The organism is Staphylococcus sp. NAM3COL9, assembly GCF_001431205.1.
GTDB lineage: Bacteria > Bacillota > Bacilli > Staphylococcales > Staphylococcaceae > Staphylococcus.
The window spans coordinates 234,067-258,894 of the sequence record NZ_LGPC01000011.1 but is presented as its reverse complement, the minus strand read 5'-3'; the positions used below and the strand labels follow the sequence as shown (position 1 = coordinate 258,894).

22 protein-coding genes are annotated in these 24,828 nt (G+C 31.9%); 7 read left to right on the top strand and 15 right to left on the bottom strand.

Translation table 11 applies throughout. The features are described 5' to 3' along the window. Positions 1–76: 76 nt before the first annotated feature. Both plsY and ACA31_RS04185 read left to right on the top strand, forming a co-directional pair. Positions 77–685, top strand: a complete 609-nt coding sequence (gene plsY / locus ACA31_RS04190) for a glycerol-3-phosphate 1-O-acyltransferase PlsY (protein ID WP_057512113.1) — start codon at positions 77–79, stop codon at positions 683–685. 353 nt (positions 686–1,038) lie between these two features. Further along, positions 1,039–1,335 carry a HesB/YadR/YfhF family protein gene (locus tag ACA31_RS04185; RefSeq protein WP_057512112.1) on the top strand — a complete coding sequence of 99 codons (297 nt, stop codon included), beginning with the start codon at positions 1,039–1,041 and terminating at the stop codon, positions 1,333–1,335. Between the two features lie 269 nt (positions 1,336–1,604). On the opposite strand, the gene menI is transcribed toward ACA31_RS04185, so the two are convergent. From menI to ACA31_RS04170, 3 genes are all read right to left on the bottom strand, one after another. After that, on the bottom strand, positions 1,605–2,063 hold the full coding sequence (gene menI, locus ACA31_RS04180; RefSeq protein WP_057512111.1) for a 1,4-dihydroxy-2-naphthoyl-CoA hydrolase MenI: 459 nt from the start codon (positions 2,061–2,063) through the stop codon (positions 1,605–1,607). A 209-nt stretch (positions 2,064–2,272) separates the two neighbouring features. Then, entirely contained in the window at positions 2,273–4,978 is a 2,706-nt protein-coding gene (gene acnA / locus ACA31_RS04175) for an aconitate hydratase AcnA (RefSeq protein ID WP_057512110.1), read from the bottom strand. Positions 4,979–5,320: 342 nt separating this feature from the next. Then, positions 5,321–6,964 (bottom strand): glycine betaine uptake BCCT transporter, encoded by a 1,644-nt coding sequence (locus ACA31_RS04170; protein WP_057512109.1) that lies wholly within the window; start codon positions 6,962–6,964, stop codon positions 5,321–5,323. A 200-nt stretch (positions 6,965–7,164) separates the two neighbouring features. Between ACA31_RS04170 and mscL the strand changes: the two genes are divergently transcribed. After that, positions 7,165–7,518 (top strand): large conductance mechanosensitive channel protein MscL, encoded by a 354-nt coding sequence (gene mscL, locus ACA31_RS04165; RefSeq protein ID WP_057512108.1) that lies wholly within the window; start codon positions 7,165–7,167, stop codon positions 7,516–7,518. Between the two features lie 365 nt (positions 7,519–7,883). Here the strand turns inward: mscL and sbcC are convergent, their stop codons facing one another. The 8 genes from sbcC to sosA all read right to left on the bottom strand — a co-directional run bounded on the left by sbcC (position 7,884) and on the right by sosA (position 16,795). Continuing rightward, the gene (gene sbcC / locus ACA31_RS04160; protein ID WP_057512107.1) at positions 7,884–10,913 is read right to left on the bottom strand and encodes an exonuclease subunit SbcC; all 3,030 of its coding nucleotides are present in this window, start codon (positions 10,911–10,913) and stop codon (positions 7,884–7,886) included. Next, on the bottom strand, positions 10,914–12,044 hold the full coding sequence (sbcD, locus tag ACA31_RS04155) for an exonuclease subunit SbcD (RefSeq protein ID WP_057512106.1): 1,131 nt from the start codon (positions 12,042–12,044) through the stop codon (positions 10,914–10,916). Between the two features lie 308 nt (positions 12,045–12,352). Further along, a complete protein-coding gene (locus tag ACA31_RS04150) occupies positions 12,353–12,820 on the bottom strand; it encodes a CcdC family protein (RefSeq protein ID WP_057512105.1) in 468 nt (155 codons plus the stop codon). 403 nt (positions 12,821–13,223) lie between these two features. Continuing rightward, positions 13,224–13,409, bottom strand: a complete 186-nt coding sequence (locus tag ACA31_RS04145; RefSeq protein WP_057512104.1) for a hypothetical protein — start codon at positions 13,407–13,409, stop codon at positions 13,224–13,226. Between the two features lie 257 nt (positions 13,410–13,666). Next, positions 13,667–13,906, bottom strand: a complete 240-nt coding sequence (locus ACA31_RS04140) for a YneF family protein (protein ID WP_021338794.1) — start codon at positions 13,904–13,906, stop codon at positions 13,667–13,669. A gap of 209 nt (positions 13,907–14,115) precedes the next feature. Continuing rightward, a complete protein-coding gene (gene tkt / locus ACA31_RS04135; RefSeq protein ID WP_057512103.1) occupies positions 14,116–16,104 on the bottom strand; it encodes a transketolase in 1,989 nt (662 codons plus the stop codon). A gap of 77 nt (positions 16,105–16,181) precedes the next feature. Continuing rightward, a complete protein-coding gene (locus ACA31_RS04130; RefSeq protein WP_057512102.1) occupies positions 16,182–16,430 on the bottom strand; it encodes a DUF896 domain-containing protein in 249 nt (82 codons plus the stop codon). A 131-nt stretch (positions 16,431–16,561) separates the two neighbouring features. Further along, positions 16,562–16,795 (bottom strand): DNA damage-induced cell division inhibitor SosA, encoded by a 234-nt coding sequence (sosA, locus tag ACA31_RS04125; RefSeq protein ID WP_057512101.1) that lies wholly within the window; start codon positions 16,793–16,795, stop codon positions 16,562–16,564. Positions 16,796–16,936: 141 nt separating this feature from the next. On the opposite strand from sosA, the gene lexA reads away from it, so the two are divergent. Next, complete coding sequence (lexA, locus tag ACA31_RS04120; protein WP_057512100.1) at positions 16,937–17,560, top strand: transcriptional repressor LexA; 624 nt, start codon at positions 16,937–16,939, stop codon at positions 17,558–17,560. Positions 17,561–17,772: 212 nt separating this feature from the next. On the opposite strand, the gene ACA31_RS04115 is transcribed toward lexA, so the two are convergent. From ACA31_RS04115 to rpsN, 3 genes are all read right to left on the bottom strand, one after another. Continuing rightward, positions 17,773–18,795 (bottom strand): CAP-associated domain-containing protein, encoded by a 1,023-nt coding sequence (locus tag ACA31_RS04115; RefSeq protein ID WP_057512099.1) that lies wholly within the window; start codon positions 18,793–18,795, stop codon positions 17,773–17,775. Between the two features lie 11 nt (positions 18,796–18,806). Further along, the gene (guaC, locus tag ACA31_RS04110; RefSeq protein WP_057512098.1) at positions 18,807–19,784 is read right to left on the bottom strand and encodes a GMP reductase; all 978 of its coding nucleotides are present in this window, start codon (positions 19,782–19,784) and stop codon (positions 18,807–18,809) included. 189 nt (positions 19,785–19,973) lie between these two features. Then, positions 19,974–20,243: a 30S ribosomal protein S14 gene (gene rpsN / locus ACA31_RS04105; protein ID WP_057512097.1), complete on the bottom strand. Its 270-nt coding sequence runs from the start codon at positions 20,241–20,243 to the stop codon at positions 19,974–19,976. A 228-nt stretch (positions 20,244–20,471) separates the two neighbouring features. On the opposite strand from rpsN, the gene rpmG reads away from it, so the two are divergent. Both rpmG and ACA31_RS04095 read left to right on the top strand, forming a co-directional pair. Continuing rightward, complete coding sequence (gene rpmG, locus ACA31_RS04100; protein WP_002507773.1) at positions 20,472–20,621, top strand: 50S ribosomal protein L33; 150 nt, start codon at positions 20,472–20,474, stop codon at positions 20,619–20,621. A 604-nt stretch (positions 20,622–21,225) separates the two neighbouring features. Next, a complete protein-coding gene (locus ACA31_RS04095; RefSeq protein ID WP_057512096.1) occupies positions 21,226–21,474 on the top strand; it encodes a hypothetical protein in 249 nt (82 codons plus the stop codon). Between the two features lie 101 nt (positions 21,475–21,575). Here ACA31_RS04095 and ACA31_RS04090 read toward each other — a convergent pair whose 3' ends face one another. After that, positions 21,576–23,063: a catalase gene (locus tag ACA31_RS04090; RefSeq protein ID WP_057512095.1), complete on the bottom strand. Its 1,488-nt coding sequence runs from the start codon at positions 23,061–23,063 to the stop codon at positions 21,576–21,578. A gap of 223 nt (positions 23,064–23,286) precedes the next feature. Between ACA31_RS04090 and ACA31_RS04085 the strand changes: the two genes are divergently transcribed. Next, a complete protein-coding gene (locus ACA31_RS04085; RefSeq protein ID WP_057512094.1) occupies positions 23,287–24,732 on the top strand; it encodes an amino acid permease in 1,446 nt (481 codons plus the stop codon). Positions 24,733–24,828: the final 96 nt, after the last annotated feature.

Sequence of the window (24,828 nt, the reverse complement as noted above, 5' to 3'; positions counted from 1 at the left end):
GGAAAATTTTTATTCGTCTTATTATGCTCTTGTATGGTAAAATAATTTTAATGTCATTAAAGGATGTGGATTATATATAATGATTATAATCATGTTGATACTAAGTTACCTCATTGGTGCTTTTCCAAGTGGCTATGTAATAGGAAAATTATTTTATAAAAAAGATATTAGACAATTTGGTAGTGGCAACACTGGCGCGACAAATAGCTTTAGAGTATTAGGTAAGCCAGCAGGATTCCTAGTTACTTTTTCAGACATATTTAAAGGGTTCATTGTTGTCTTTTTACCACTATGGTTACCTGTCAGTGCAGAAGGTCCAATTAGTTCATTTTTCACAAATGGATTAATCGTTGGTGCTTTCGCAATTTTAGGTCATGTATATCCAGTTTACCTCGGATTCAAAGGTGGTAAAGCCGTTGCAACAAGTGCTGGCGTTATACTCGGTATGAATCCTATCTTATTAATTATATTAGTTGCTATTTTCTTTATAATATTGAAATTAACAAAATATGTTTCGCTTTCAAGTATTGTTGCGTCAATTTGTTGTCTTATTGGTGCTGTATTAATTCGAGACGTCATCTTGTTTATCGTTAGCGTCGGTGTGGTTGTATTACTAATCCTTAGACACCGTTCTAATATTGTAAGAATATTCAAAGGTGAAGAACCTAAAATAAAATGGATGTAACTATTACACAAGTCACTATGTAAATAATCAAGTAATTAAAATAAAAAGCTAGGGGACTTCATTGCCTCCAGCTTTTTATTTTAGCTTAAGCCCCCTAACATCCACGTACGAAGAATTAATTTCTCCGATTACTTTAAAACATCATTACTTCTATTATACTACTAATGTAGCGCTTTAACATAGATTTTCGCTATTTCATTTATGTCTAAATTGATTTTAAATAATCTTTTAATAATTTATGCTATAATGTCTTTAGTATTACTCAAAACGGGTAATGTATATAATACTAATTTTTAGATTAGTGACTAACTATCATAAGTTAAGCACTTGTGAACCGAAAGGAGACTTTTATTATGGAAATAGAACTTTCAAATAATGCAGTGTCTTGGTTTAAAGAGGAACTTGAATTACCTGAAGGTGATAAAGTGTTACAATTTTTCGTTCGTTATGGTGGAGAATTTCAGTTAAAACAAGGATTTAGCCCTGCCTTTAGCGTAGACAGAAAAAATGAAGTTGAAATTGGTTACGAAAACAATTACGAAGGTTTAGACGTTGTAATCGCGGAAAAAGATTTGTGGTATTTTAAAGATGATAATTTATTCATCGATATAAATGATGGCGTTGACGAAATTTCATATACTACTAAATAATATATAGTTAAATTATTTTGAGCTTAAGTTAATGTACAATCGTGTTGGTTATTATCTTCCTTCTATATAATATTGCTTATGCACTTGTATTTAAACTTTTAGTTTCAAATGATTTATCGTTAGTATCATTAAAGAAGGTTTCGAGATAAAAAAATTAAAGACAAAAAAGAAAAAGGATGATTTCTATTAAATACTTTAGAAATCATCCTTTTTCTTTTTTGTCTTGTCATGTATCATTCCATCAATACTTAATGAAAAGCATTGTTAAGTTAAATACGCTTCACAAGCTCTAATGTTTCGTCCGCTTTATTTCTTTGATCAATATCAAGATAAGCTGCGTGCCACTCTGGAAAATATTTATCTAGCCTAATAGGTTTAAAGTCCTCCTTTTTGATACAAGTTAAAGTTGTAGATCCTGTAGTCGCTAACTCGCCTGCTTCATTAAAAATCTCATAACAATATACATATCTCAATCTTGAGTATTTATCTACCCACGTCTTAATTGTTACCTTTTCAGGATAAGTGATGGATTTAATATATTTAATATCTATCTCCGTTACTGGTGAGATAATACCCGCATCTTCCATTTTTTTATAACTGAAGCCTAATTTAGAGATATAATCTGTACGTGCGACTTCGAACCAAGTAGGATAATTACCATGATAAATTACACCCATTTGGTCTGTCTCTTGGTAACGTGATTCTATTTTTGTCATACTGTAAATCATTCTACGTCCTCTTTTCAAATACACATAATCATTATTACACATTAAATATTAACATAAAAAAGGGAGCAGGACAGAAATCAACGTTTGATTTCATCTTCCCGCCCCACAAGGCTGATTAGATAAAGAAATATTAATACTTAAGCTCTTGCATAAGAACTTAAAACAAGTAAATTTAAATATCAGTCAGCGACTGTGTAATTTTTAAGTTATTATTTATTAGCTAATTTTTTTCTCAATACAAGTTTCAAAATACCACCATGACGGTAATAGTCCATTTCCACATTTGAATCAAAACGTGCAACTGCTTCAAATTCAATGACTTCACCATTTTCTTTTTTAGCTTGTACTTTAATTAAATCATGAGGTTTAACATTTTCATCAATATCAACTGAAATAACTTCAGTTCCATCGATGCCTAAACTTTCTGAAGACTCTCCGTCTTTAAATTGTAAAGGTAATACACCCATCATAACTAGGTTTGAACGGTGAATACGTTCGTAACTTTGGGCAATAACTGTTTTAACACCTAAAAGGTTTGTACCTTTAGCTGCCCAGTCACGTGAAGAGCCCATGCCGTAGTCATTCCCTGCTAATACTACTAAGCCAGTGCCATCTTCTTTATATTTCATTGCTGCATCGTATATTGGCATTTGTTCACCTGTTGGCCAATACGTTGTGAATCCGCCTTCTGTACCTGGAGCTAATTCATTTTTAATACGAATATTAGCAAAAGTACCACGAACCATAACTTCATGGTTACCACGACGTGAACCATATGAGTTAAATTGACGAATTGGAACATCGTGATCCAATAAGTATTTACCTGCTGGTGTATCTTTACCAATAGCACCTGCTGGCGAAATATGGTCAGTTGTTACTGAATCTCCAAATTTACCCATAACGCGTAAATTTTTAAGTGATTCAATTGTTCCTGGCTCTTTAGATAAGTCTTGGAAGAATGAAGGATTTTGAATGTAAGTAGATTCAGAATCGAAGTCATATAATGGTTTATCTGTAACATCGATTTCGTTCCACATTTCATTATTATTGTATACCGTTGCATATTCTTCTTTGAACAATTCAGGTGTAACAACATTATCTACAGTATCAGAAACTTCTTTAATTGTAGGCCAAATGTCTTTAAGATATACATCTTCGCCATCTTTGCCTTTACCTAGAGGTTCATTTTGTAAATCGATATTTACAGTGCCTGCTAAAGCATATGCAACAACTAATTGTGGTGAAGCTAAGTAGTTACCTTTAACTAAAGGATGGATACGCCCTTCAAAGTTACGGTTACCTGATAATACAGATGTAACTAATAAATCTTCTTCTGCTACAGCTTTTTCAATTTCTTCTAGTAATGGGCCTGAGTTACCAATACAAGTTGTACAACCATAACCTACAAGGTTGAATCCAAGTTTATCAAGATAATTGTTTAAACCTGAATCATTTAAATAACCTGTAACAACTTTTGAACCTGGCGCTAATGAAGTTTTAACATATTCTGGAACTTCTAATCCTTTTTCAACTGCTTTCTTAGCAACAAGTCCAGCACCTAGCATTACATATGGATTAGATGTATTAGTACATGATGTAATCGCAGCAATAGCTAAGTCACCAGTTTTCATTGTTGTACTTGAACCGTCTTTAAATTCAATATCAACAGTTTTATTAAACTCGCTCTCATCAAATCCGTGACCTTGGTTACCTGCTGGTGCAGTAACTGATTTTTGGAATTCAGATTTCATATCACTTAAGAAAATTAAATCTTGAGGACGTTTTGGTCCTGCTAATGAAGCTTCAACAGTTGATAAATTTAATTCAACAACTTTAGTATATTCTGGTTCATCTTCTTCTACTGTGAAGAACATGCTGTTTTCTTGTAAGTATTTTTTCACAAGTTGGATTTGATCCTCAGAACGACCTGTTAAGCGCATATATTTTAATGCTTCTTCGTCGACTGGGAAGAAACCACAAGTTGCGCCATATTCTGGAGCCATGTTTGCAATTGTTGCACGGTCGGCCAATGGTAGATGCTGTACACCTGGGCCAAAGAATTCAACGAACTTGCCAACCACGCCTTGTTTACGTAATTCTTGAGTCACACGTAAAGCTAAGTCTGTAGCTGTTGCACCTTGTGGTAATGCGTTAGATAATCTAACGCCAATCACTTCAGGAATTGGGAAGTAAGAAGGTTGACCAAGCATTCCGGCTTCAGCTTCGATACCACCTACGCCCCAACCTAATACACCAAGACCATTAATCATTGTCGTATGTGAGTCAGTACCAACTAATGTGTCAGGAAACGCTACAGTTTCACCGTCTACTTCACGAGCATGAACAACATTTGCTAAATACTCTAAGTTAACTTGGTGAACGATACCAGTTGCTGGTGGCACTGCACTATAGTTGTTAAATGCTTTAGTAGCCCAATTTAAAAATTGATAACGCTCGTAGTTTCTTTCAAATTCTAATTTCATATTACGTTCTAATGCATCTGGATTTGCATAGCTATCAACTTGAACTGAGTGGTCAATAACTAAATCTACAGGTACTTCTGGATTGATTTTATCCAAATCTCCGCCAACATCATTCATTGCTTTACGTAATGATGCTAAGTCTACAACAGCAGGAACCCCTGTGAAATCTTGTAGAATAACACGTGAAGGTTTAAATGGTACTTCGCCTTCTGCACCTTTGTTAAAGTCAGATAATGCTTTGATGTGTTCGTCAGTAATTACAAACCCATCTTCTTGTCTTAAAACTGACTCTAGTAATACTCTTATTGAATATGGTAATTTTGATAATTTCGTTAAACCTTGTTCTTCTAACGTGTTTAAATCATAAAACGTATACGATTTTCCGTTAAGCTCAAACGATTTTTTCGCTTGTTGTTTAATATTAGAAGCCATAAAAATCCCCCTTGAAATTTATATTGATTATATGCCGTTATCTGAATTGTATAATTAAATGCAACTTAAAACAACTACATAATACTAGAAAACTATATAATTTAGATTTGATTTTTCAATCAGTATATATAAGTATAACTTATCACAGGTTGATTGTGTAATAAGTTAATGTTATCAATTGAGAATCATTATCAGCTATTTCTTAATTACATTTTAATTCTTTTACATTCTATTACTTGCATTTATATTAAATGCTTTAACAAAAGCCACTCCTACTTAATATATAATCATTTTACATACAAAAAAACTGGGGACCCATTAGGATGCCCCAGTTAATTCACATTATTTTTCGGTTTTTTCAGAGTCTCTTAGTGGTTTACGTCTTTCAATAATGTCATCTTCATATTCATCTTCTTGATGTTGTACATAATCTTGCAATCTATGTTTATTAGGTGTCAGTGTTAAGCCTAAGAACTTACGCTCTTTGTTCGCATCTTTGTAGAATGAAATCATCATCATTATAACTACAAAAGAGAACGGCAAGGCACTTATAATGGCAGCACTCTGAATCGCGTTCAGTGCTTGTGCACCATCACCACCACCAGCAAATAATAATACAAAAGCAATTAATGACTGTGCAATACCCCAAGTGACTTTGATGTAATTCGAAGGATTTAACGAACCATATGTCGTTTGCATACCTAAAACGAATGTAGCTGAGTCAGCTGAAGTAATAAAGAATGATGCAATTAGTATTAATGCAATAATTGATAATATTAAACCTAAAGGTATTTCGTTAAACACAGCAAAGAGTTGTGTTTCTACGGTCATATCGAATATTTCAGGATTTTTCTTACCAGTTTCAATACCTAGTACACCAAATACACTGAACCAAACGAAACTTACTAACGCAGGTACTAAAAGTACGCCTGAAATAAATTCACGGATAGAACGGCCTTTAGATACACGTGCAATAAATATACCTACGAATGGACTCCAACTTAACCACCAACCCCAATAGTAAAGTGTCCAACTAGACATCCATTCCCTTTTTTGAGGGTTTAAAGCTGCTGTATCAAACGAATTAAATAGGAATGAATTCAATAGACTACCTGTTGAACTTGTCATCATATTTAAAATTAATACAGTTGGGCCAATAATAAGTACAGCTACCATCAATATTAAACCTAAACTGATATTTAGATTACTTAAATATTGGATACCTTTACTTAATCCAGACCAAGCACTCATGATAAATAATATAGTTACAATTAATATGATAATTGCTTGTACCCATATATTATTTGGAACACCGAATAAGTAATTCAAGCCACCATTAATTTGTAGTGCGCCCATACCAAGTGATACGGCAACACCAACAACAGTAGCAAATACTGCTAATACGTCGATTATAGTTCCGATAGGCCCTTCTACTTTATCACCTAAGATAGGTCGTAAAGTTCTAGAAATAAGGCCCGGTTCGCCTTTTCTAAACTGAGCATACGCAAGCGCTAATGCTACTACGCCATAAATTGCCCATGCATGGAAGCCCCAATGGAAGAATGTTGCGCGTAAACCTTCAGTATACGCTTCAGTTGTTTTTGGATCTGCAGTTGGTGGCGCAGCAAAGTTAGCCATCGGTTCAGCAGCACCATAAAACACAAGTCCAATTCCCATACCGGCACTAAATAACATCGCAAACCATGAAATTGTATTAAATTCAGGTTTATCATTCGGTTTACCAAGTTTCAGTTTACCGATTGGACTGAATATTAGGAAAACACAGAAGAAAACGATGAAAGTTGTAAGTATTAAATAATACCATCCGAGTTTGTCCGTTATCCATAGTTTAATTGTATTTGTTACAGTATCAAACTGTTCCGGCAAGAATGCACCAATGAGCACTACAATCGCTACGAGAATCGCACTATAGATAAAAACTGGAGATATCTTCTTACCACTAAGTTTATCGTTAGAAGAATTCATTAATAATAACTCCCTTTCTCATCTTATTTAATTTTTTAAATCCTAAATAGAAAAATTACAACAAATTCTATTTTTATCTTTCGCCACGTCTTAGAATAACAAACCCTAGTGTTAATATCAAATTTAGTTAAAAAAACTATTCTCTTTATTTAAAACTTATTGTATAATAAAATTTATATTTAATTAAGAGGTGTCATAAAATGTTAAAGGAATTTAAAGAATTTGCATTAAAGGGTAATGTTTTAGATTTAGCAGTAGCTGTAGTTATGGGTGCAGCTTTCAACAAGATTGTTACAGCACTAGTTGCATACATTATCATGCCTTTAATTGGATTGATTTTCGGAACTGTTGACTTTGCAAAAAGTTGGACGTTCATGGGCATCGAATATGGTATGTTCGTACAATCAATCATAGATTTCATTATCATCGCTTTTGCATTATTCATCTTTGTTAAAATTGCAAATACCTTAATGAAGCCTGAAGAAGATGAAATTGAAGAAAACACTGTATTATTAACAGAAATTCGTGATTTACTACGTGAAAAAAATCAATAAATATTTGATGTTCATTGCTTCTGACTATCAACTCAATCTATCGATTTTGTTGGTATTTTTTATGCATATTTTTAAGTATCTTCTTAAATTTGTGAGCTTAATTTCACTTATCATTATAAAATAATTTGTACATGCCTACCGCGCACTACCATTATTAAACATACAATAAGTCATTCATATTCATTGATTAACTTATATTGAGGCATACACAAATAAAAAATAATATATATCTGAATTAACAAATATTTTTCCTTCCTTTTCAATCAAGTATTAAATAATAAAATAAATGAAAATATTTGTTCAAGGTAAAACATCTATAAATAAACCAACCAAACGCTTTTATAGCAATTGGTTGGTTTATTTAATTATTGCCTTTTAAATTGTGTAGTACTTTGATATTGCTCTGTACTAACTTCAAGTATTAATGGAATTCTTTGCTTAAGTTCACTTACGTGAGAAATAATACCTACCATTCTTCCTGTAGATTTCAAACTCAATAATGTATCTAGTGCTGTTTCTAATGTTTCTTGATCTAATGTTCCGAAACCTTCATCTACAAACATTGAATCTAAAGCAATACCTCCAGACTCTTGTTGAACTACTTCACTAAGTCCTAATGCTAATGCTAATGATGCTTGGAAAGTCTCTCCACCAGATAATGATGAAATGTGTCGAGCTTGATTCGAATGCGAATCAAAGACGTCTATTTCAAGTCCACTGTATCCTTGTGATATTTGTTCTCTTCTTGTTAATTGATAGCGTTGCCCTGTCATTAATGCTAAGCGTTGATTGGCTTGAGCAAGAATTCGTTCTAAATAGTAAATTAATACATAGTTTTCTAATGTTAACTTTTGATCATTTTTACCTGACAAGATTTCGGCTAATTGAAATACTTCTTGCTGTGCTTTCAATTCCTTTTCTAATTTTTGTATAATTGTATTAATTTCATTGATTTTTTTCTGATTAAAATCAATCTTATATTCATGTTGGCTTAATGACGTAGCTATTTCTTCTAATACTTGTTGCTTTTGTTGATGCATTTCTTTTAAATGTTGGCTATCTTGAAGTTTTTTGTTTTTCGTTTCCTCACTGAGTTGGGAAATAACTAATTCCAATGATTGTTTCTCTTTATTATAAGTATTGACCTCTGCTTCAATTTTATCTTTATCTGCTACTTTAACTATCGTTTCTTTTACTTGCTCAAATTGAGTGAAACCAATTCTATCCATTTCTTCATCAATCTTCAAATCCATATTTTTCAATTCATTATTTAATTCTTTTAAGTTATATTCTAAAAATGATTTACTATTTTCTTCAATAGACAGTTGCTGATTACTATTTAGAATATTTTGTTCTAATTTATAAATAACATCATCATATTCTTTTATCTTTTCTAAATTACTTTCATAAACTTTCATAAACTTAGTAACATTATCAAATTCAGTGTTATGTTCGAAGTCATTTATAGTAATATCATTTTCTCTTAAAGTATGTTGCTTGTTTTTCATATCTAATTCAAGCGTGTGATAACTTTGTTCCTTTTTTTGTAATTTCTCTTTTAATTGATTAATCTCTTCATTTTCTTTTTCTAGATTCTCTTTCTCAGCATGTTTATGATCAATACGCTTTTCAAGTTCATGGTAATTCGTATTGTTAAGTTCCTCTTGAGAAAATTTTTCTATTTGTTCATTTAAATGGTTCAATTCACTTTCGATTTTTATCTTTTTTTCTTTCATGTCTCTATGTTGTTCTTCTATTGCAGTTAACTCTTGATGTCTTTCCATAAGTTCATCAAAGTCTAGGTGTTGCTCAATTGAATGTACTTCATTTCCGCAAACCGGGCATGTATCTCCTGAATTTAATACTGACTGAACTTTTGCAATAATATCCTTTTTATTGTTTAAATCTATATTCGATTTATCTATATTAGAATGTTTGTCATCTAATTGTTGAAGCTGCATATGAAATTCTTCTATATCTGCTAGTCTCTGTTTTTTTCTTTCCTGTAAACTTTCAAACTCATTTTTTTTGCGTTCATTCTGTTTTAATTCTTTAATCTCATTATTTAAATTGAAAATTTGTGAATTAAGCAATTCGACTTTTTTATAATCAGTCTTACGATGATTTAACTTCTCAGCGATATCATCCAGTAATTGCTTTTGTATTTTCATCTTTTCTTCAAGTGTTTTATAAGCGTTATTTATTGTTTCACGTTGATGGTAGGCATCTTGATATTTAGTTGCTTTATCATAAAACAACTTACATTTTTCTACATACTTTCTAAAACCTTCTAATGTATCTGAAGTCTGTAAATATTTTTTGAGTTGCTTTTTATTTTCATGTGCTTTATTTTTGAGGATATTAATCGCTTCTTCTTTTTCTTCGATATCTTTTATTGCCTTCCCCTTTTTTAAAGATAGCGTTTCTTTAGACTCTAACAAATTGGCTAACGGTCTTACTTCATAAATTTCATTTAATAGTTTTATTTTCTTTTGGATTTCGTCATCATCTAAAAGCAGCTGTTCATATTGCTGTTGTTTCTCTTTGAGTTGAGTTAATGCTTCTTCAAGTTTTAAATTAAGATTTAAATTATATTCTGCCAAGGTTACTTCATCTTTATATTTATTCTTTTTTTCCTTAATTTCTTGTTGTATTTTTCGAGCTTTTTCTTTAAATTCAGGCAATAACTCCATAATTCGATTTGTTTGTCTAGCATTAATTGTTTTATATTCAGTTAATGTTTCATCGTTAAATGTTTCAATATCATGCCAATTATTTTCTAATATATTGAATCTCTTTTCAATTTGTTCTCTAACTTCTTTTACGTCATTACTCAAGTGTTTCTGTATTTCTTCAAAACGCTGACTATTAAAAAGTGTCCTTAAAATTTCTTGCTTCTCTGAGCTTTTAGATAGTAAAAATCTTTTGAATTCTCCTTGAGGTAATATAAAAAGTTGTCTGAATTGCTCAGCGTTTACGCCTAATAAATCTCTGATAAATTGATTACCCGTATTTATTTTACTCTCTCTCAGATTATATTCATTGTCTTCGTATTGATATATGGCTAACTGGCCTAATGTTTTATTTTTATTACCTTCTTTAATAAATGCACCTTGTCGCACAATTTTAAAAATATGGTCTCTTAGCTTAAATTCAAATTCTACAATCATAGGAGTCTTACTATCTGCAAAGTGACTTCTTAAATCACTTTCTTTTCTATCTTTAGTAGACGCTTCACCAAAAAGTGCGTACACAATTGCGTCAAAAACCATTGTCTTACCTGATCCAGTTTTACCACTGATTAAAAAAAGCTGATTATCTTTTACGTTATTAAAATCTATTATTTCTTTTAAGAAAGGTCCGAAATTATTTAAATTTAATGTTAAGGGTCTCATTTATTCAGATTCTCCTTCGAGTAAATCATTTAATACTTTAGCTACTGTTCTACTTTGAGTTTGTGTTAGTTCTTCATCAGTAATATTTTTATAGAAATTATCAATAATTGTTTCATCATCTAATTTTTGAATTTCATAGTTATCTTGATGAATATGTGCGCTAAAATCAAAGGTTTGGTTTGTAAGTGCTAATGTATTAGGATAAATTTGTTTCAAATGTACCATTGGATCACTAACATGAGACATATGTTTTAGTTTGAAGTGTAGATAATTATCTTTATCTCTTACCTTTAATTTTTCTTGTATCGCATCTTCGTAATCGCCTTCTATAACTTCTAATTGTCTTAAAGGTACTATCGGTATAAACTTCTCTTTAATTGTATCTTCATTAATTTCAATCGTTCTATACCCTTTAGGTTGATTCACTTCAGAAAAAGAGTATTGAAGTATAGACCCACTGTAGCTTATAAAATCAGAATCTATACTAAAAGGATGATGTAAATGGCCCAGCATAACCCTATCAAACTGTTGAAACGAGTCAGCTTCTACAGATTCGACTGTACCTATAGATAAAGGTCTCTCTGATTCTGAACGAATCCCACCTTGTACAGTTAAATGACCAATTAGAATATTGGTTTTATTTTTATTTATATGATTACTCATATATTCAATAGATCTACTTAAAGCCTGTTGATAAGTTTCTATCGTATTATCTTTTAAAAAGTGTTGTGTTTCATTAATCGTTGCAAAAGGTAAAGTATAAAAATCTATATCTCCAATTGAAACAGGTACATTCATATCTTCAAGTTTTGTACGTATATATAAATTTGATTTTTCAAACCACCTGGAACCATAGTTCAATCGTTCTTTACTATCGTGGTTACCGCTTATCATAATGAGCGGAATGCCCATCTCTAAATTCAAAGTATCAATTGTACTTTCTAATAATTGAATAGCATCTTTATTTGGATAACTCGTATCATATAAATCACCTGCAACTACTATGACATCTGGTTGCTCATTTTCCATCGCCTCTATAAAACGATTTAAAATATATGCTTGATCATCTAATAGTGACTTACCATTTAAAATTCTGCCTAAATGCCAATCGGCCGTATGTATTACTTTCATTTTAACACCTCTAACAGAACATTTGTTCGTATTTGTATATTATAATATTTTTACTAATAAGACAAGTATAATAAAAATAAGAAGGGAACAGAAATATTTTTTCTAATAATAATTTGTAGCATAAGTCTAGAACGATAAAGATGACTATAAAAAGAATCCAAAAGCTTGAGCTCTTGTATAAGAACTACTTATCTTCTTAAGTGAAGAAGTGTTTTAAAATTTAATATAAACGTATTTTTACTTCTGTCTACTACTACCAATATAAAAATCGAGGCTGAGACATGTATTTATGCCCCAGCCTCTCTAAGCTATTGAATTAATGTACTTTTAAGCTTTTTATATTTATATAACATTGCTAAACGCCAAGGAACAATCATAGAAAAACCAAGCAAGAAAAACATGCCACCAATTTCTCCTGGGTCTATCTTATTGCTAATAAATATTTTAAGCAATGTACGTATTAACAGTAATGAAATAAGAATGATAGGAAAAGCTTTAGAGCGTCTCATATATATTTCACTGCCCTGAGTTTCAAATTTAGATGTCCATATTAAAATTGTAGAAAACGCTATACCTAAAATGATACATTCTACAATTTCAAGACCAGTTAATCTAAAATATGGAACAACATACATTAAAGCACCTGTTGCCATAAAAAATGGTGGTAATATAATTTTCTTTTCATTAACTGGAAAATTTTGCGCTTTCATTCGTATAAAGATAGCACCTAGTCCCATTATAAAAGCGAAAATTATAGAAATTACTAAATATAACACACTTACACCTTCTTTAAATTTCTATAAGATGATATTTACTTTCGATATTATATCACTTAACAAAATATTAATCAGTATTTTTAATTCGTTTTCAACTATTTTATCATTCTAACATTACATAGTACATTTTAGCATTTTCAAATAAAGTAAATAAAAACTATCAATAACTTTTACTTCTATAAATAATAAATTTCTTATACTAAATATGCTTAACAACTATGCGAATAATATAAATTACTACTATTGTCTCTTTTTATTATTTGGGAAAAGTGAAGTGCTATGACTAAAGCTTTGTGAGACTAAAAATCTACAATATACACCATAAAAAATGCCAACAAAGCCATTAAGACTTTGTCGACAATGTGAATGAACCTTGATAAAGGCTTATTCTACCATTTTTTCTCTATTGCACATGCGAATTAACACATGCTGATAATGCATCATTTAATGTATATCTAAGATAATTCATATCATGAATTTGCATTGCATTATGATATTTCTTAAAAGCTTCATCGTTCGGAAAGTTAATGTGCATATTAGCTAGTCGATCTAATACTTCTCTGTCTTCCATGTCATAAGCATCCTTCACTTATCGATACCTCCCTTATATATACACAATTATAACAAAAATAATGTCACAATCAAATATTTTCTGAATATTTGAAATATTAAACTCACATTTTAATTATTGAATACTCTAGAGTATGAGGCACAAATCCCTCGATAAAACGATCATTGATTTTGAAAAATATTTTATATATCTAGGGTTTTAATTGGTTTCATCTTATCGTTACTAAATAAAGGTCCAAACCAATTCACTTATTGGCTCGAACCCCGTATAGAACATTATTTTGTTTTTTTCATTTGATCCTGTTGATTTTTGTTCATCATCGTCATCATTTGATTTATTTTCTTTTGAGATGGTTTTTGACCCATTTGCATCATCATCATACGTAGCATCTCTTCGTTAATTGGTGGGTTCTTTTTAAGATAATCCATCATATATTTTCTTGCAAGGAAAAATCCACCGACTAGTCCTAGAATTAGTGCTAACACGATTAATAAAATTGCTAACCAAGTTGCCATTGTTTCACCCACTTTCCTATCCTAATGAATTTTACTAAAATTGGTACTCCTTTTCAAGAGCAACTCAATTAATATATTTTTCAACCTTATGTATTATATCAATTACAAAATCATTTTGTAAATATAAGCTATCCTTTATATCTAATAATAAAAATTGGTATGAGAACTTTCGCTCTCATACCAACAATTTAAATAATTAATTATATTAATTAGAATGTTTGTATTTGATTCAATACGTTTTCTTTAGTGAAACCATATTTTTCAATCACTAAATCGCCAGGCGCACTTGCACCAAATCCATCAATAGCGATGACTTTGCCTTGTGTGCCGACATATTTATGCCAACCAAGTGGTGAAGCCATTTCAATAGCTACACGTTTTGTAATTGATGATGGTAATACTGATTCTTTATACTCAGCAGATTGTTGATCGAATGCATTCCAGTTAGGCATTGATACAACACGAACGCCTTTACCTTGTGCTTCTAAATCTTTTGCTGCATCTACAGCAAGGTTAACTTCAGATCCTGTTGCTAATAATAAGAATTCTGCTTCTTTGTCAGATTCAAACACTACATAAGCACCTTTACGTACGCCCACTTCAACAGTTTCTTTTGGTAAGTCCATTGTTGTAAGGTTTTGACGCGTTAATACTAATGATGTTGGTGTACTTTCTGATTCTAGTGCTACTTCCCAAGCCACACGTGTTTCGTTACCTTCTGCAGGTCGAATCACATTCATATTAGGAATCGCACGTAAACCAGCTAATTGTTCGATTGGTTCATGTGTTGGACCATCTTCACCAACAGCAATTGAATCATGCGTAAAGATGAATGTTGAATTTAAGCCCATGATTGATGATAAACGAAGTGCTGGTTTTAAGTAATCACTGAATACGAAGAATGTTGCACCGTATGGATGTAATCCACCATGTGCAGCCATACCATTTACTGCAGCTCCCATTGCGAATTCACGCACACCAAACCAAATATTTTTGCCTTCTGGTGTATCTTTGTTAAAATCAGCCGCATCTTTTACATTTGATTTATTAGAACCAGCTAAGTCAGCTGACCCACCAAAGAATGAAGGTACTTTTTTACTTAATGCTTGTATTACTTCTCCTGAATCCGCACGTGAAGCACCGCTATGGCCAGCTTCGAAGTGTGGTAACTCATCTTTATAATTTACTGGTAATTTACCACTAATAGCTAGTTTGAATTCTTCAGCTAAATCTGAGTACTTACTACTATATTCTTCAACAAGTTTATTCCATGCTTCTTCTTTTTCATTAGCACGTTTTAGCATACTTTGTTGGAAAATTTCATATACTTCTTCAGGCACATTGAAACGTTTTTCAGGATCTAGTCCATAATTTTCAAAAGCTAATTTTCTTTCGTCTTCACCTAATGGCGCACCATGCACGCCATGAGAAGCTTGTTTATTTGGTGCACCATAACCAATAATTGTTTTAACTTCGATTATTGTAGGTACATCATTTGATTTCGCTTTTTCAATTGCTTTATCAATTGCTTCAATATCATTACCGTCTTCAACTAAAATATGTTTCCAACCGTATGCTTCGAAACGACCTTTAACGTCTTCAGAAAATGCTTTATTTAAATCACCATCTAAAGAAATATCATTAGAATCATATAAAACAATAAGTTTATCTAATTGACTATGACCTGCTAATGAAGCAGCTTCGTGTGAAACACCTTCCATTAAGTCACCATCAGAAGCAAGTACATAAGTATAATGATCTACAACTTGTGCATCATCTTTATTAAATTTACCAGCTAAGTGTTTTTCTGCCATTGCCATACCAACCGACATAGCGAAACCTTGTCCAAGTGGACCCGTAGTTACTTCAATTCCATCCGTATGTCTAAATTCAGGATGACCAGGCGTTTTAGAATCCCATTGTCTAAATTGTTTAAGTTCTTCTAATTCTAAACTACCTGAAACATGTAATAAACTGTATAATAACGCAGACCCATGACCCGCAGATAATACAAAGCGATCTCTATCAAAGAAATCTTTTGATTGGGGGTTAAAGTTTAAATGACGCGTCCATAAAGTATAGGCCATAGGAGCAGCGCCCATTGGTAATCCAGGGTGACCTGAGTTTGCTTTTTCAATAGCATCGATACTTAACGCTCTAATCGTATCTATCGCTAATTGATCTTTTTCTATATTCATCTAAAATGACTTCCTTTCTTCTAGCAAGATTCATTATCATTATACATTATTTTGCTTCTATTTAACAAAAAAATGATTTAGTTTTTATCTTCTTTATCTTTAGAATCTAATATTTTTTTCACTTTATTAGGTGTAACATCATTTCCTTCTGAATCAATAATCCTAGTACTTTCAATTTGTTGCTTGAATTTGCCTCTAAATTCATCTAAATAAGCTTTACGCAACTTAGATTGTTCTTTGGCTTCAATTTGAGTAAGTCCTTGTTCTTTTTTCTTCTTTGCTAATTCATTAATACGTTCTAAATCTACGCCACCCTTGTTAGCCATAGTAAACCTCCGTAATTTATAATCTAGGAAAAATATAACAAAAAAGTGAGCGAAACTAAATCGTTTCGCTCACTTTATCCCTGTTTACTATTAACATGCTTGCTTTTCCAAGTTACTTTTTATTTAAATGATTATTTAACCGCTGCAATAACCGGTTGATGTTCGTGTTCGCTATTCCCTTCAATTTCCACATTATATTGTTCGTTTTGAGCAGGTTTATTCGTCATTTGATGATCAGTCATTTCGTACGTCTGTTCTGATTCTGCATTATTATGTGCACTTAAAATAAATAATGCACTTAATAACATAGTAACAAATAATACTGTTACATATGCTTTTATTTGGTGTTTATATATTTTCAACATTAGTAATCACTCCTAGAACGTTTGTTTGTATTTATACCTTACCAGAACACTTGTTCCGAGTCAACAAGAAACGAACAAACGTTTGTAATATATGTATATGCATGCTATAATAAAAACAAATTAATCTAGGGAGTGCCTACTATGAGAGAGTTAACAAAGCGACAAAGTGAAATTTTTGAATATATAAAACAAACAGTTCATTTAAAAGGATATCCGCCAAGCGTAAGAGAAATTGGTGAAGCCGTAGGATTAGCATCAAGTTCTACAGTGCACGGTCATTTATCAAGATTAGAAGAAAAGGGTTATATAAGAAGAGATCCTACTAAACCTCGTGCAATTGAAATTGTATCAGATCAATTAGGTGATACTTTAAATATGGAAGAAACTATCCATGTTCCTGTAATTGGTAAAGTAACAGCTGGTATACCTATTACCGCTGTAGAAAACGTTGAGGAATATTTCCCATTACCTGAACATTTCACTTCAACTCATAATAGTGATATTTTCATTCTCAATGTCGTTGGAGACAGTATGATTGAAGCAGGTATTTTAGATGGTGATAAAGTAATCGTTAGAAGCCAGACAATCGCTGAAAACGGAGATATTATCGTTGCTATGACTGAAGAAAATGAAGCTACTGTTAAACGATTCTATAAAGAAAAGACACGTTATCGCTTACAACCTGAGAATAGTACAATGGAACCTATCTATTTAGAACATGTAACTGTATTAGGTAAAGTTGTAGGACTATTTAGAGAAATGTAATTATAAATTTAATCCTTTAAAAACACTCTCACAAAACAAAGACAAAAAATAAGAGATTGAGCAATGGGCTCAATCTCTTATTTTTTGTCTTTTTTATCTAAGACTTCTTTTACTTTTTCAAGTATATCTTCTGTTTTATCTTTTTTATTCGTTGTCATAACTTATTCATCCTCACAAATTATAAGATACCCTCTTATAACAATCAATAAACACTATCCACTGTAATTTTCAGTCCAATAAGGTTGTCTATCCTCATTAAAGTCTACACCTACACCTAATGTTTTGAATTCTTTTTTTAGTATGTTCTTTCTATGTCCTAATGAATTCATTAAACCTTGATGTGCATATATGCTACTTGTTTGACCATAAGCTAGATTTTCACCTGCAGCATTAAAATCATGACCGTCAGCTTCTAATCTGTCAAATGGTGAATCACCTGATAAATTATCATGATCAAAATAATCATGGTCTGCCATATCTATACTATGTTTTCTAGCGGTATCAGAAATGCTAGCCGAATAATTTAACGATGCTAAATCACGTTGGACTCTCTCAGCGTTTACTAAATCAAAGTTTTGTAATTCGTAACTTTGTGCCAACCCTTCTGATGGTGCAGCATATTGTTGCTGTAAGCGGTTTTCCATTTTTTCACTAACTTGTAAAAGTGCAGTTAAGTTATCATTCTCATGTTTGTCATAAAAAGCTGTTGTATAAATCTGATCATCATGGAAATTGTCGAATTCATCATCTTGCGCATCAAATTTTACATGACCTTTTTCTTTTTCAGTAATAGGTTCACCTAATCTATCTCTAACGACTTCTTTTGGTGTTCCATATTTAATTTTTGATTTTGATGAAATAACATTCTGATTACTATAAAGTGCGTTTACTTTATCATCAATGTAACTCACCATCACAAACGATCTATAATCACCAGAATAATAAGTATGCCAATTTGTGCCGTACTCATTAGAAGTCACACGTTGTGCGTCTCCTAACTTTTTGTCAACTTCATCCTTAGTCATATTCATTTGAATATTATTCACAGCAAATTCTTGTTCACTCGGCACTTTTAACGCATCATCAGAAGTAGATTGTTCTGATGCCCAACCATCCACTTTCGATTTAAACTGTTGTTGTAATGATGTCATAGGTGTTGTTTCTTTGATTGGAACGACTAATACTATTATTAACAAAACAACTATATATAATAAACTTTTCCTGATTTTATACACCCACTATAAAATTAGTCTCTATCACCATTAAAAATGGAGTTTCTAACGATTACATAATCCACTTTTCTTAATGAATTCAAATCCTTTCCACCTGAATAGGAAATTGAACTTTGTAAATCTTGTTGCATTTCTATTAAAGTATTAAGTAAAGAACCTTTGTGTTCAACAAACATTTTTTTACCTTCAACATTTTTATGTTCGCCCTTTTGGAATTCAGAAGCACTGCCAAAGTATTCTTTATACATTTTACCATCTAATTCAACAGTTTCTCCAGGAGATTCTTCATGAGCTGCAAATAATGAGCCCACCATTACCATTGATGCTCCAAAGCGAATTGATTTAGCGATATCTCCATGTGTTCTGATACCACCATCAGCGATGATTGGTTTTCGCGCTGCTTTACTACAATGGTTGAGTGCCGATAACTGCCAGCCACCAGTTCCAAAACCAGTTTTAATTTTAGTAATACAAACTCGACCAGGGCCTATACCCACTTTTGTAGCATCTGCCCCGGCATTTTCAAGTTCACGAACGCCTTCAGGTGTACCCACGTTACCAGCAATTACAAATGTCTCAGGAATATGTGCTTTTATATGTTTAATCATATTAATGACTGAATCTGAATGACCATGTGCAATATCAATTGTAATATAGTCAGGGATTATTTTTTCTGCTGCTAATTTTTCAACAAAACCGAATTCACGTTCTTTCACTCCTACAGAAATTGATGCAAACCAACCTTTATCTTGCATCTTTTTAGTAAACGGAATACGAGCTTCTTCGTCAAATCTATGCATAATATAAAAATAATTATTTTCTGCAAACCATTCTGCTAATTCTTCATTCATCACTGTTTGCATATTTGCTGGTACTACAGGCAATTTAAAGTTTATTGAACCAAATTTAACAGTTGTATCACATTCAGAGCGACTATCAACAATACATTTATTTGGGATCAGTTGGATATCTTCGTAATCAAAAATTTTCATAGTTTAACAAACTCCTAACATTTTTAATAAAACAATAATATAATAGTAAGATTTTCATGATTTTTTTAAAATTATAGACAGAAAATACATATTTTTACAGCATATCCCGAACAATAACTTTTGAATTTATCTTAACCAATTGATAATATACATTGTTTTACCACAAATGTAAACGAACTTGGGTCGTATTTACCAACTTGATTTTTTAACCCCAGGTATTTGTCCTTTATGTGCATATTCCCGAAAAGCAATTCTAGACATTGCAAATTTTCTATAAACTCCTCTAGGTCTTCCAGTAACCTTACAACGACGTGTCAGTCTTGTTGGTGAGGTATCTCTTGGTAATTTTCTTAAAGCTTCATAATCTCCTTTAGCTTTTAGTTCTTGACGTAATTCATAATACTGAGCGACTAAACGTTCTCTTTTTTGTTCTTTTGCTATTTTTGATTTTTTTGCCATTAATTTGCCTCTCCTTTTAAATCGTAATCATTTCGTTTTAAATCATACCATATCTTTTTAATTAATCAAATAGAAAGTTCTATACTAGAAATTTCATTACTTTTTTTGAATGACATAATTCGTTTCTTCATTAATGCATATTTATTTTAGAAAAGTAATTGAAATTGAGTGATTTATATGATAAAATTTTAAAGCGTAACCATTCCTATTAAGAAAGAGGTGTCTACTTTGCGCGTAAATATTACATTGGCTTGTACTGAGTCTGGCGAGCGTAACTATATTACTACTAAAAATAAACGTAATAATCCTGAGCGTATAGAACTTAAAAAGTTCTGCCCAAGATTAAACAAATATACGTTACATCGCGAAACAAAATAATATGATGTTAGACCTTATCTTTTGAATACGACATATTTAAAAGTAATACTGAACTTAAATCATTTGTTAAGGTGCCCTATAATGGAGCACCTTAGAACGTAGACAAACCAATTGCTATTAAAGCAATTGGTTTGTTTTTTTATGGGAGCTTTTATTGAGATTATCTTTTTTATTTCATTATCTAATTCTTCTTAATAATCGAGGAAATATTTTTTCGTTAATTCCGTTATATGTCCATTTTTATTTGTGTTTGCCTTTATTTAAGTTCAACCAATAAATAATAGTAATTCATTTTGAAGACTACAGGCAGAGGCTACGTTCTTGGAAAACCTACATAAAAACGCTCGAATTTTGTCGACCTTCTAAAGACTTTTCGCAATTGAGATACCTTTATTTTATTTTAAAATTTAAAATTTATTAGATCATCACACGTAAATAAGCCCTTTTGCTATGCACTTCATAACTTTTGAATCTTATATCTCATTAATAAGTGTTAATTAACATTTTACAACTTAATTGTCACTTTTAAATTTTTACGCAGTCTTCTAATCAACATTGAAACATCTTATAATAGTATAAGTATCTATTATTGGAGGAGAATTTTATGGAAAATCGCCACATGTCAGATGAGCAAAAAAGTCATATTATTGATTCAATAACGACAAAAACAAAAAGCAGAAGTATTTGTAATTGTGAACATCCAAAAATCGAAATTTTAAATGGTCATTATTTCGCACCCTTATTAACAGCTTCATTAGGAAATGATGCAACGCCATTAATTGCACTCATGTGCAATAATTGTGGTAAGCTCCATTTTTATTCACAAGACTTTTTAGGGATTAAAACGAGATAATATAAAAAAGGTAGCCTCCATTAAATTGGAAGCTACCTTTAATTATAAAATTCACCTTATAATCTAATATACGCTCAAAAATTAATACCCATCATATTCACTTAGTCTGCTACTTCTAAATCTACATCATTGATATTAATACCTAATGCATTTGCCACACCTTTACCATATTCACTATCAGCTTTGTAACAGTGACGGATATGACGGTGTTGAACTTCTAATGTAGTCCCTTGCATTTCATTTGCTGTATTTACAAATATACGCTCTTGTTGCTCTTTAGATTGTAATCTAAACAAGCGACCTGGTTGTTCGAAGTAATTGTCATCATCTTGTCTGTAATCGTATTCATATGCTTCGCCTTCAACTGGTAATCCAGGTTTTTTAAATTGTGGTTGGTCCTCGAAAGAACCATCACTATTTGGATAATAATGTGTGCCGCCACCTTGATTATTATCTAAAATTCTCATTTGACCATCTCTACTGAATGGACAAATATTTTCAACACCTACTCCTTTAGGTTGATTCACTGGAATTTGCCAATGATTCGCACCAAGTCTGTAACGTTGTGTATCACCATATGAGAATAAACGACCTTGTAACATTTTATCAGGTGAAAAATCTAGCCCTGGAACAATGTTTGTTGGAGCAAATGCAGCTTGTTCAACATCTTGGAAGTAGTTATCTGGATTGCGATTAAGCTCCCATTCACCAACTTCAATTAGTGGATAATCACCTTTATACCAGACTTTAGTTAAATCAAATGGATTATCTTTATGATTTCTTGCTTGTTCCTCAGTCATCACTTGGATATATAATTTCCATTTTGGATAATCTTTATTTTCAATTGCTTCGAACAAATCACGTTGGGATGATTCTCTATCGTTAGCAATCACATTTGCCGCTTCATCAGGTTGTAAATTTTCAATGCCTTGTTGTGTTCTGTGATGGAATTTCACCCACACACGTTCACCTTCATTATTGTACATTGAATAAGTATGAGAACCAAAACCATGCATATTTCTAAAACCTTTTGGAATACCACGATCTGACATCAAAATTGTTACTTGATGTAAAGCTTCAGGTAATGATGTCCAAAAATCCCAATTGTTTTGTGAACTACGCATATTTGTTCTTGGATCACGTTTAACTGCGTGATTAAGACTTGCAAATAATTTAGGATCTCTAAAGAAGAACACTGGTGTGTTATTACCTACTAAATCCCAATTACCTTCATCTGTATAAAATTTTAAAGCAAATCCACGAATATCACGTTCAGCATCTGCTGCCCCACGTTCCCCAGCTACTGTAGAAAAACGTGCAAACATTTCTGTTTGTTTTCCAACTTCTGAAAAAATACTTGCGGAAGTATACTTTGTAATATCATTTGTAACTGTGAACGTACCAAATGCACCAGAACCTTTCGCATGCATACGTCGTTCAGGAATAACTTCTCTATCAAAGTGAGCCATCTGTTCTAAAAAATACCAATCTTGCATTAATAGTGGTCCTCTTGGTCCTGCAGTCATACTATTTTCTCTGTCCGAGACTGGCGCTCCAAAAAGACTCGTCAATTTTTTATCATTACTCATAAAAATTCCCCCTCGATTTTCTAAATAATAATAATTATTATCTAGCACATATTTTAATGTAATATGACTTTAAAAGCAACAAAGTGTCACTGAAATTAGTGGAAATTTTCTAAATATTTAAATATTATATGATTTTCAAGTCACAAAAGGCATTGCTTGTATCACTTAAAAGCATTAAAATGAATTGTATATATAAAATTCAATAGATTATAGGAGATTTTTTATGGCACAAAATAATATGAATCGTGGTCTTAACTCTCGACATATTTCAATGATAGCAATTGGTGGGGCCATCGGTACCGGTCTATTTGTAGCAACTGGGAATGTTATATCACAAGCTGGTCCAGGTGGTGCAATATTGGCATACTTGATTATTGGCGTAATGCTGTATTTCTTAATGTCGTCTATCGGTGAATTAGCTACGTTTTATCCTGTTTCGGGATCATTCAGTTCCTACTCTACCCGTTTCGTGGATAGTTCATTAGGCTTTACGATGGGTTGGTTATATTGGGCAATATGGTTACTCGTAACGAGTGTTGATATCATTATATCTGCAAGCGTACTTTATTATTGGGATGTATTTCAATTCTTTTCACCAATAACGTGGAGTATTCTCTTTTTATGTTTACTCTTTTTACTGAACATTTTTTCAGTTAAAGCTTTTGGTGAAACAGAATTTTGGTTATCACTAATAAAGGTAATAACAATTGTTGTATTCATTGTAATTGGTGTATTAACTATTGTTGGTATCTTAGGTGGTAAAACATATGGCTTAAGCAATTTCGCAAGCGGAGAAGCACCGTTTGTCGGTGGATTTTCTGGCTTCTTAGGCGTACTACTGGTCGCAGGTTTTTCTGTTGGTGGTACCGAAGTTGTTGCTGTAACAGCTGGAGAATCATCCAATCCACATCGTTCAATGCCTAAAGCAATTAAACAAGTATTTTGGAGAATTTTATTATTCTATGTATTATCAATAGCTGTCATATCAGCAATTATTCCTTATACTGATCCCATGTTATTGAACAAAAGTGAATCAGTGGCACAAAGTCCATTTACAATTGTATTTGACCGTGTAGGTATTGCATTTGCAGCATCCGTAATTAACGCTGTAATATTAACTGCTTTATTATCTGCAGCAAACTCTGGTATTTATACAACAAGTCGTATGCTATTCTCAATGGCTGAAGATAAGCAAGCACCAAGATTCTTAGGTAAATTAAATAAAACTACAAAATTACCAATGCCTGCACTTTTCGTTACTTTTATCATTGTATTAGCTATAATCATTATCGCTCAATTTAAATCAGATATTATTTTCACATTACTTAATATCATTGGTTCTTTAGTCATTGTCATTTGGGGATCCAGTATTTTATCACAAATAAGATTACGTTCAGCAATTAAAAAACAAAATAAAAATCCTGATGATGTGCTTCCTTATAAAGCACCGTTTTATCCGTTAGGACCTATCATTGTAATTATTGCCTTACTATTCTTATTTGTCGGAAATTCACTTGGCGCTCTTATGTCTGGTGATTTTGGAGCATTATTCCGAAATATTTTCCCTATGGTTATTTTAGCTATTATTTACTTTGGACATAAGTATTTCAAAAAAACTAAAATTGTTAAACTTGAAGAATTGGATTTAAAGAGCCACGATTACAGTTAATGTCTTAGCATTGATTCATAGAAGCAATGATTTGTTTCTTGAGTCAATGCTTTTCTTTTATAATAAACAACGTTTATTTAATTCAACACAAATTCA

What these genes read in the sequence shown, in the direction of transcription:
- ACA31_RS04185 (WP_057512112.1), top strand. Translation starts at nt 1,039, where the DNA reads ATGGAAATAGAACTTTCAAATAATGCAGTGTCTTGGTTTAAAGAGGAA.
- menI (WP_057512111.1), bottom strand. Translation starts at nt 2,063, where the DNA reads ATGATTTACAGTATGACAAAAATAGAATCACGTTACCAAGAGACAGAC.
- acnA (WP_057512110.1), bottom strand. Translation starts at nt 4,978, where the DNA reads ATGGCTTCTAATATTAAACAACAAGCGAAAAAATCGTTTGAGCTTAAC.
- ACA31_RS04170 (WP_057512109.1), bottom strand. Translation starts at nt 6,964, where the DNA reads ATGAATTCTTCTAACGATAAACTTAGTGGTAAGAAGATATCTCCAGTT.
- mscL (WP_057512108.1), top strand. Translation starts at nt 7,165, where the DNA reads ATGTTAAAGGAATTTAAAGAATTTGCATTAAAGGGTAATGTTTTAGAT.
- sbcC (WP_057512107.1), bottom strand. Translation starts at nt 10,913, where the DNA reads ATGAGACCCTTAACATTAAATTTAAATAATTTCGGACCTTTCTTAAAA.
- sbcD (WP_057512106.1), bottom strand. Translation starts at nt 12,044, where the DNA reads ATGAAAGTAATACATACGGCCGATTGGCATTTAGGCAGAATTTTAAAT.
- ACA31_RS04140 (WP_021338794.1), bottom strand. Translation starts at nt 13,906, where the DNA reads ATGGCAACTTGGTTAGCAATTTTATTAATCGTGTTAGCACTAATTCTA.
- tkt (WP_057512103.1), bottom strand. Translation starts at nt 16,104, where the DNA reads ATGAATATAGAAAAAGATCAATTAGCGATAGATACGATTAGAGCGTTA.
- ACA31_RS04130 (WP_057512102.1), bottom strand. Translation starts at nt 16,430, where the DNA reads ATGGCTAACAAGGGTGGCGTAGATTTAGAACGTATTAATGAATTAGCA.
- sosA (WP_057512101.1), bottom strand. Translation starts at nt 16,795, where the DNA reads ATGTTGAAAATATATAAACACCAAATAAAAGCATATGTAACAGTATTA.
- lexA (WP_057512100.1), top strand. Translation starts at nt 16,937, where the DNA reads ATGAGAGAGTTAACAAAGCGACAAAGTGAAATTTTTGAATATATAAAA.
- guaC (WP_057512098.1), bottom strand. Translation starts at nt 19,784, where the DNA reads ATGAAAATTTTTGATTACGAAGATATCCAACTGATCCCAAATAAATGT.
- rpsN (WP_057512097.1), bottom strand. Translation starts at nt 20,243, where the DNA reads ATGGCAAAAAAATCAAAAATAGCAAAAGAACAAAAAAGAGAACGTTTA.
- ACA31_RS04095 (WP_057512096.1), top strand. Translation starts at nt 21,226, where the DNA reads ATGGAAAATCGCCACATGTCAGATGAGCAAAAAAGTCATATTATTGAT.
- ACA31_RS04090 (WP_057512095.1), bottom strand. Translation starts at nt 23,063, where the DNA reads ATGAGTAATGATAAAAAATTGACGAGTCTTTTTGGAGCGCCAGTCTCG.
- ACA31_RS04085 (WP_057512094.1), top strand. Translation starts at nt 23,287, where the DNA reads ATGGCACAAAATAATATGAATCGTGGTCTTAACTCTCGACATATTTCA.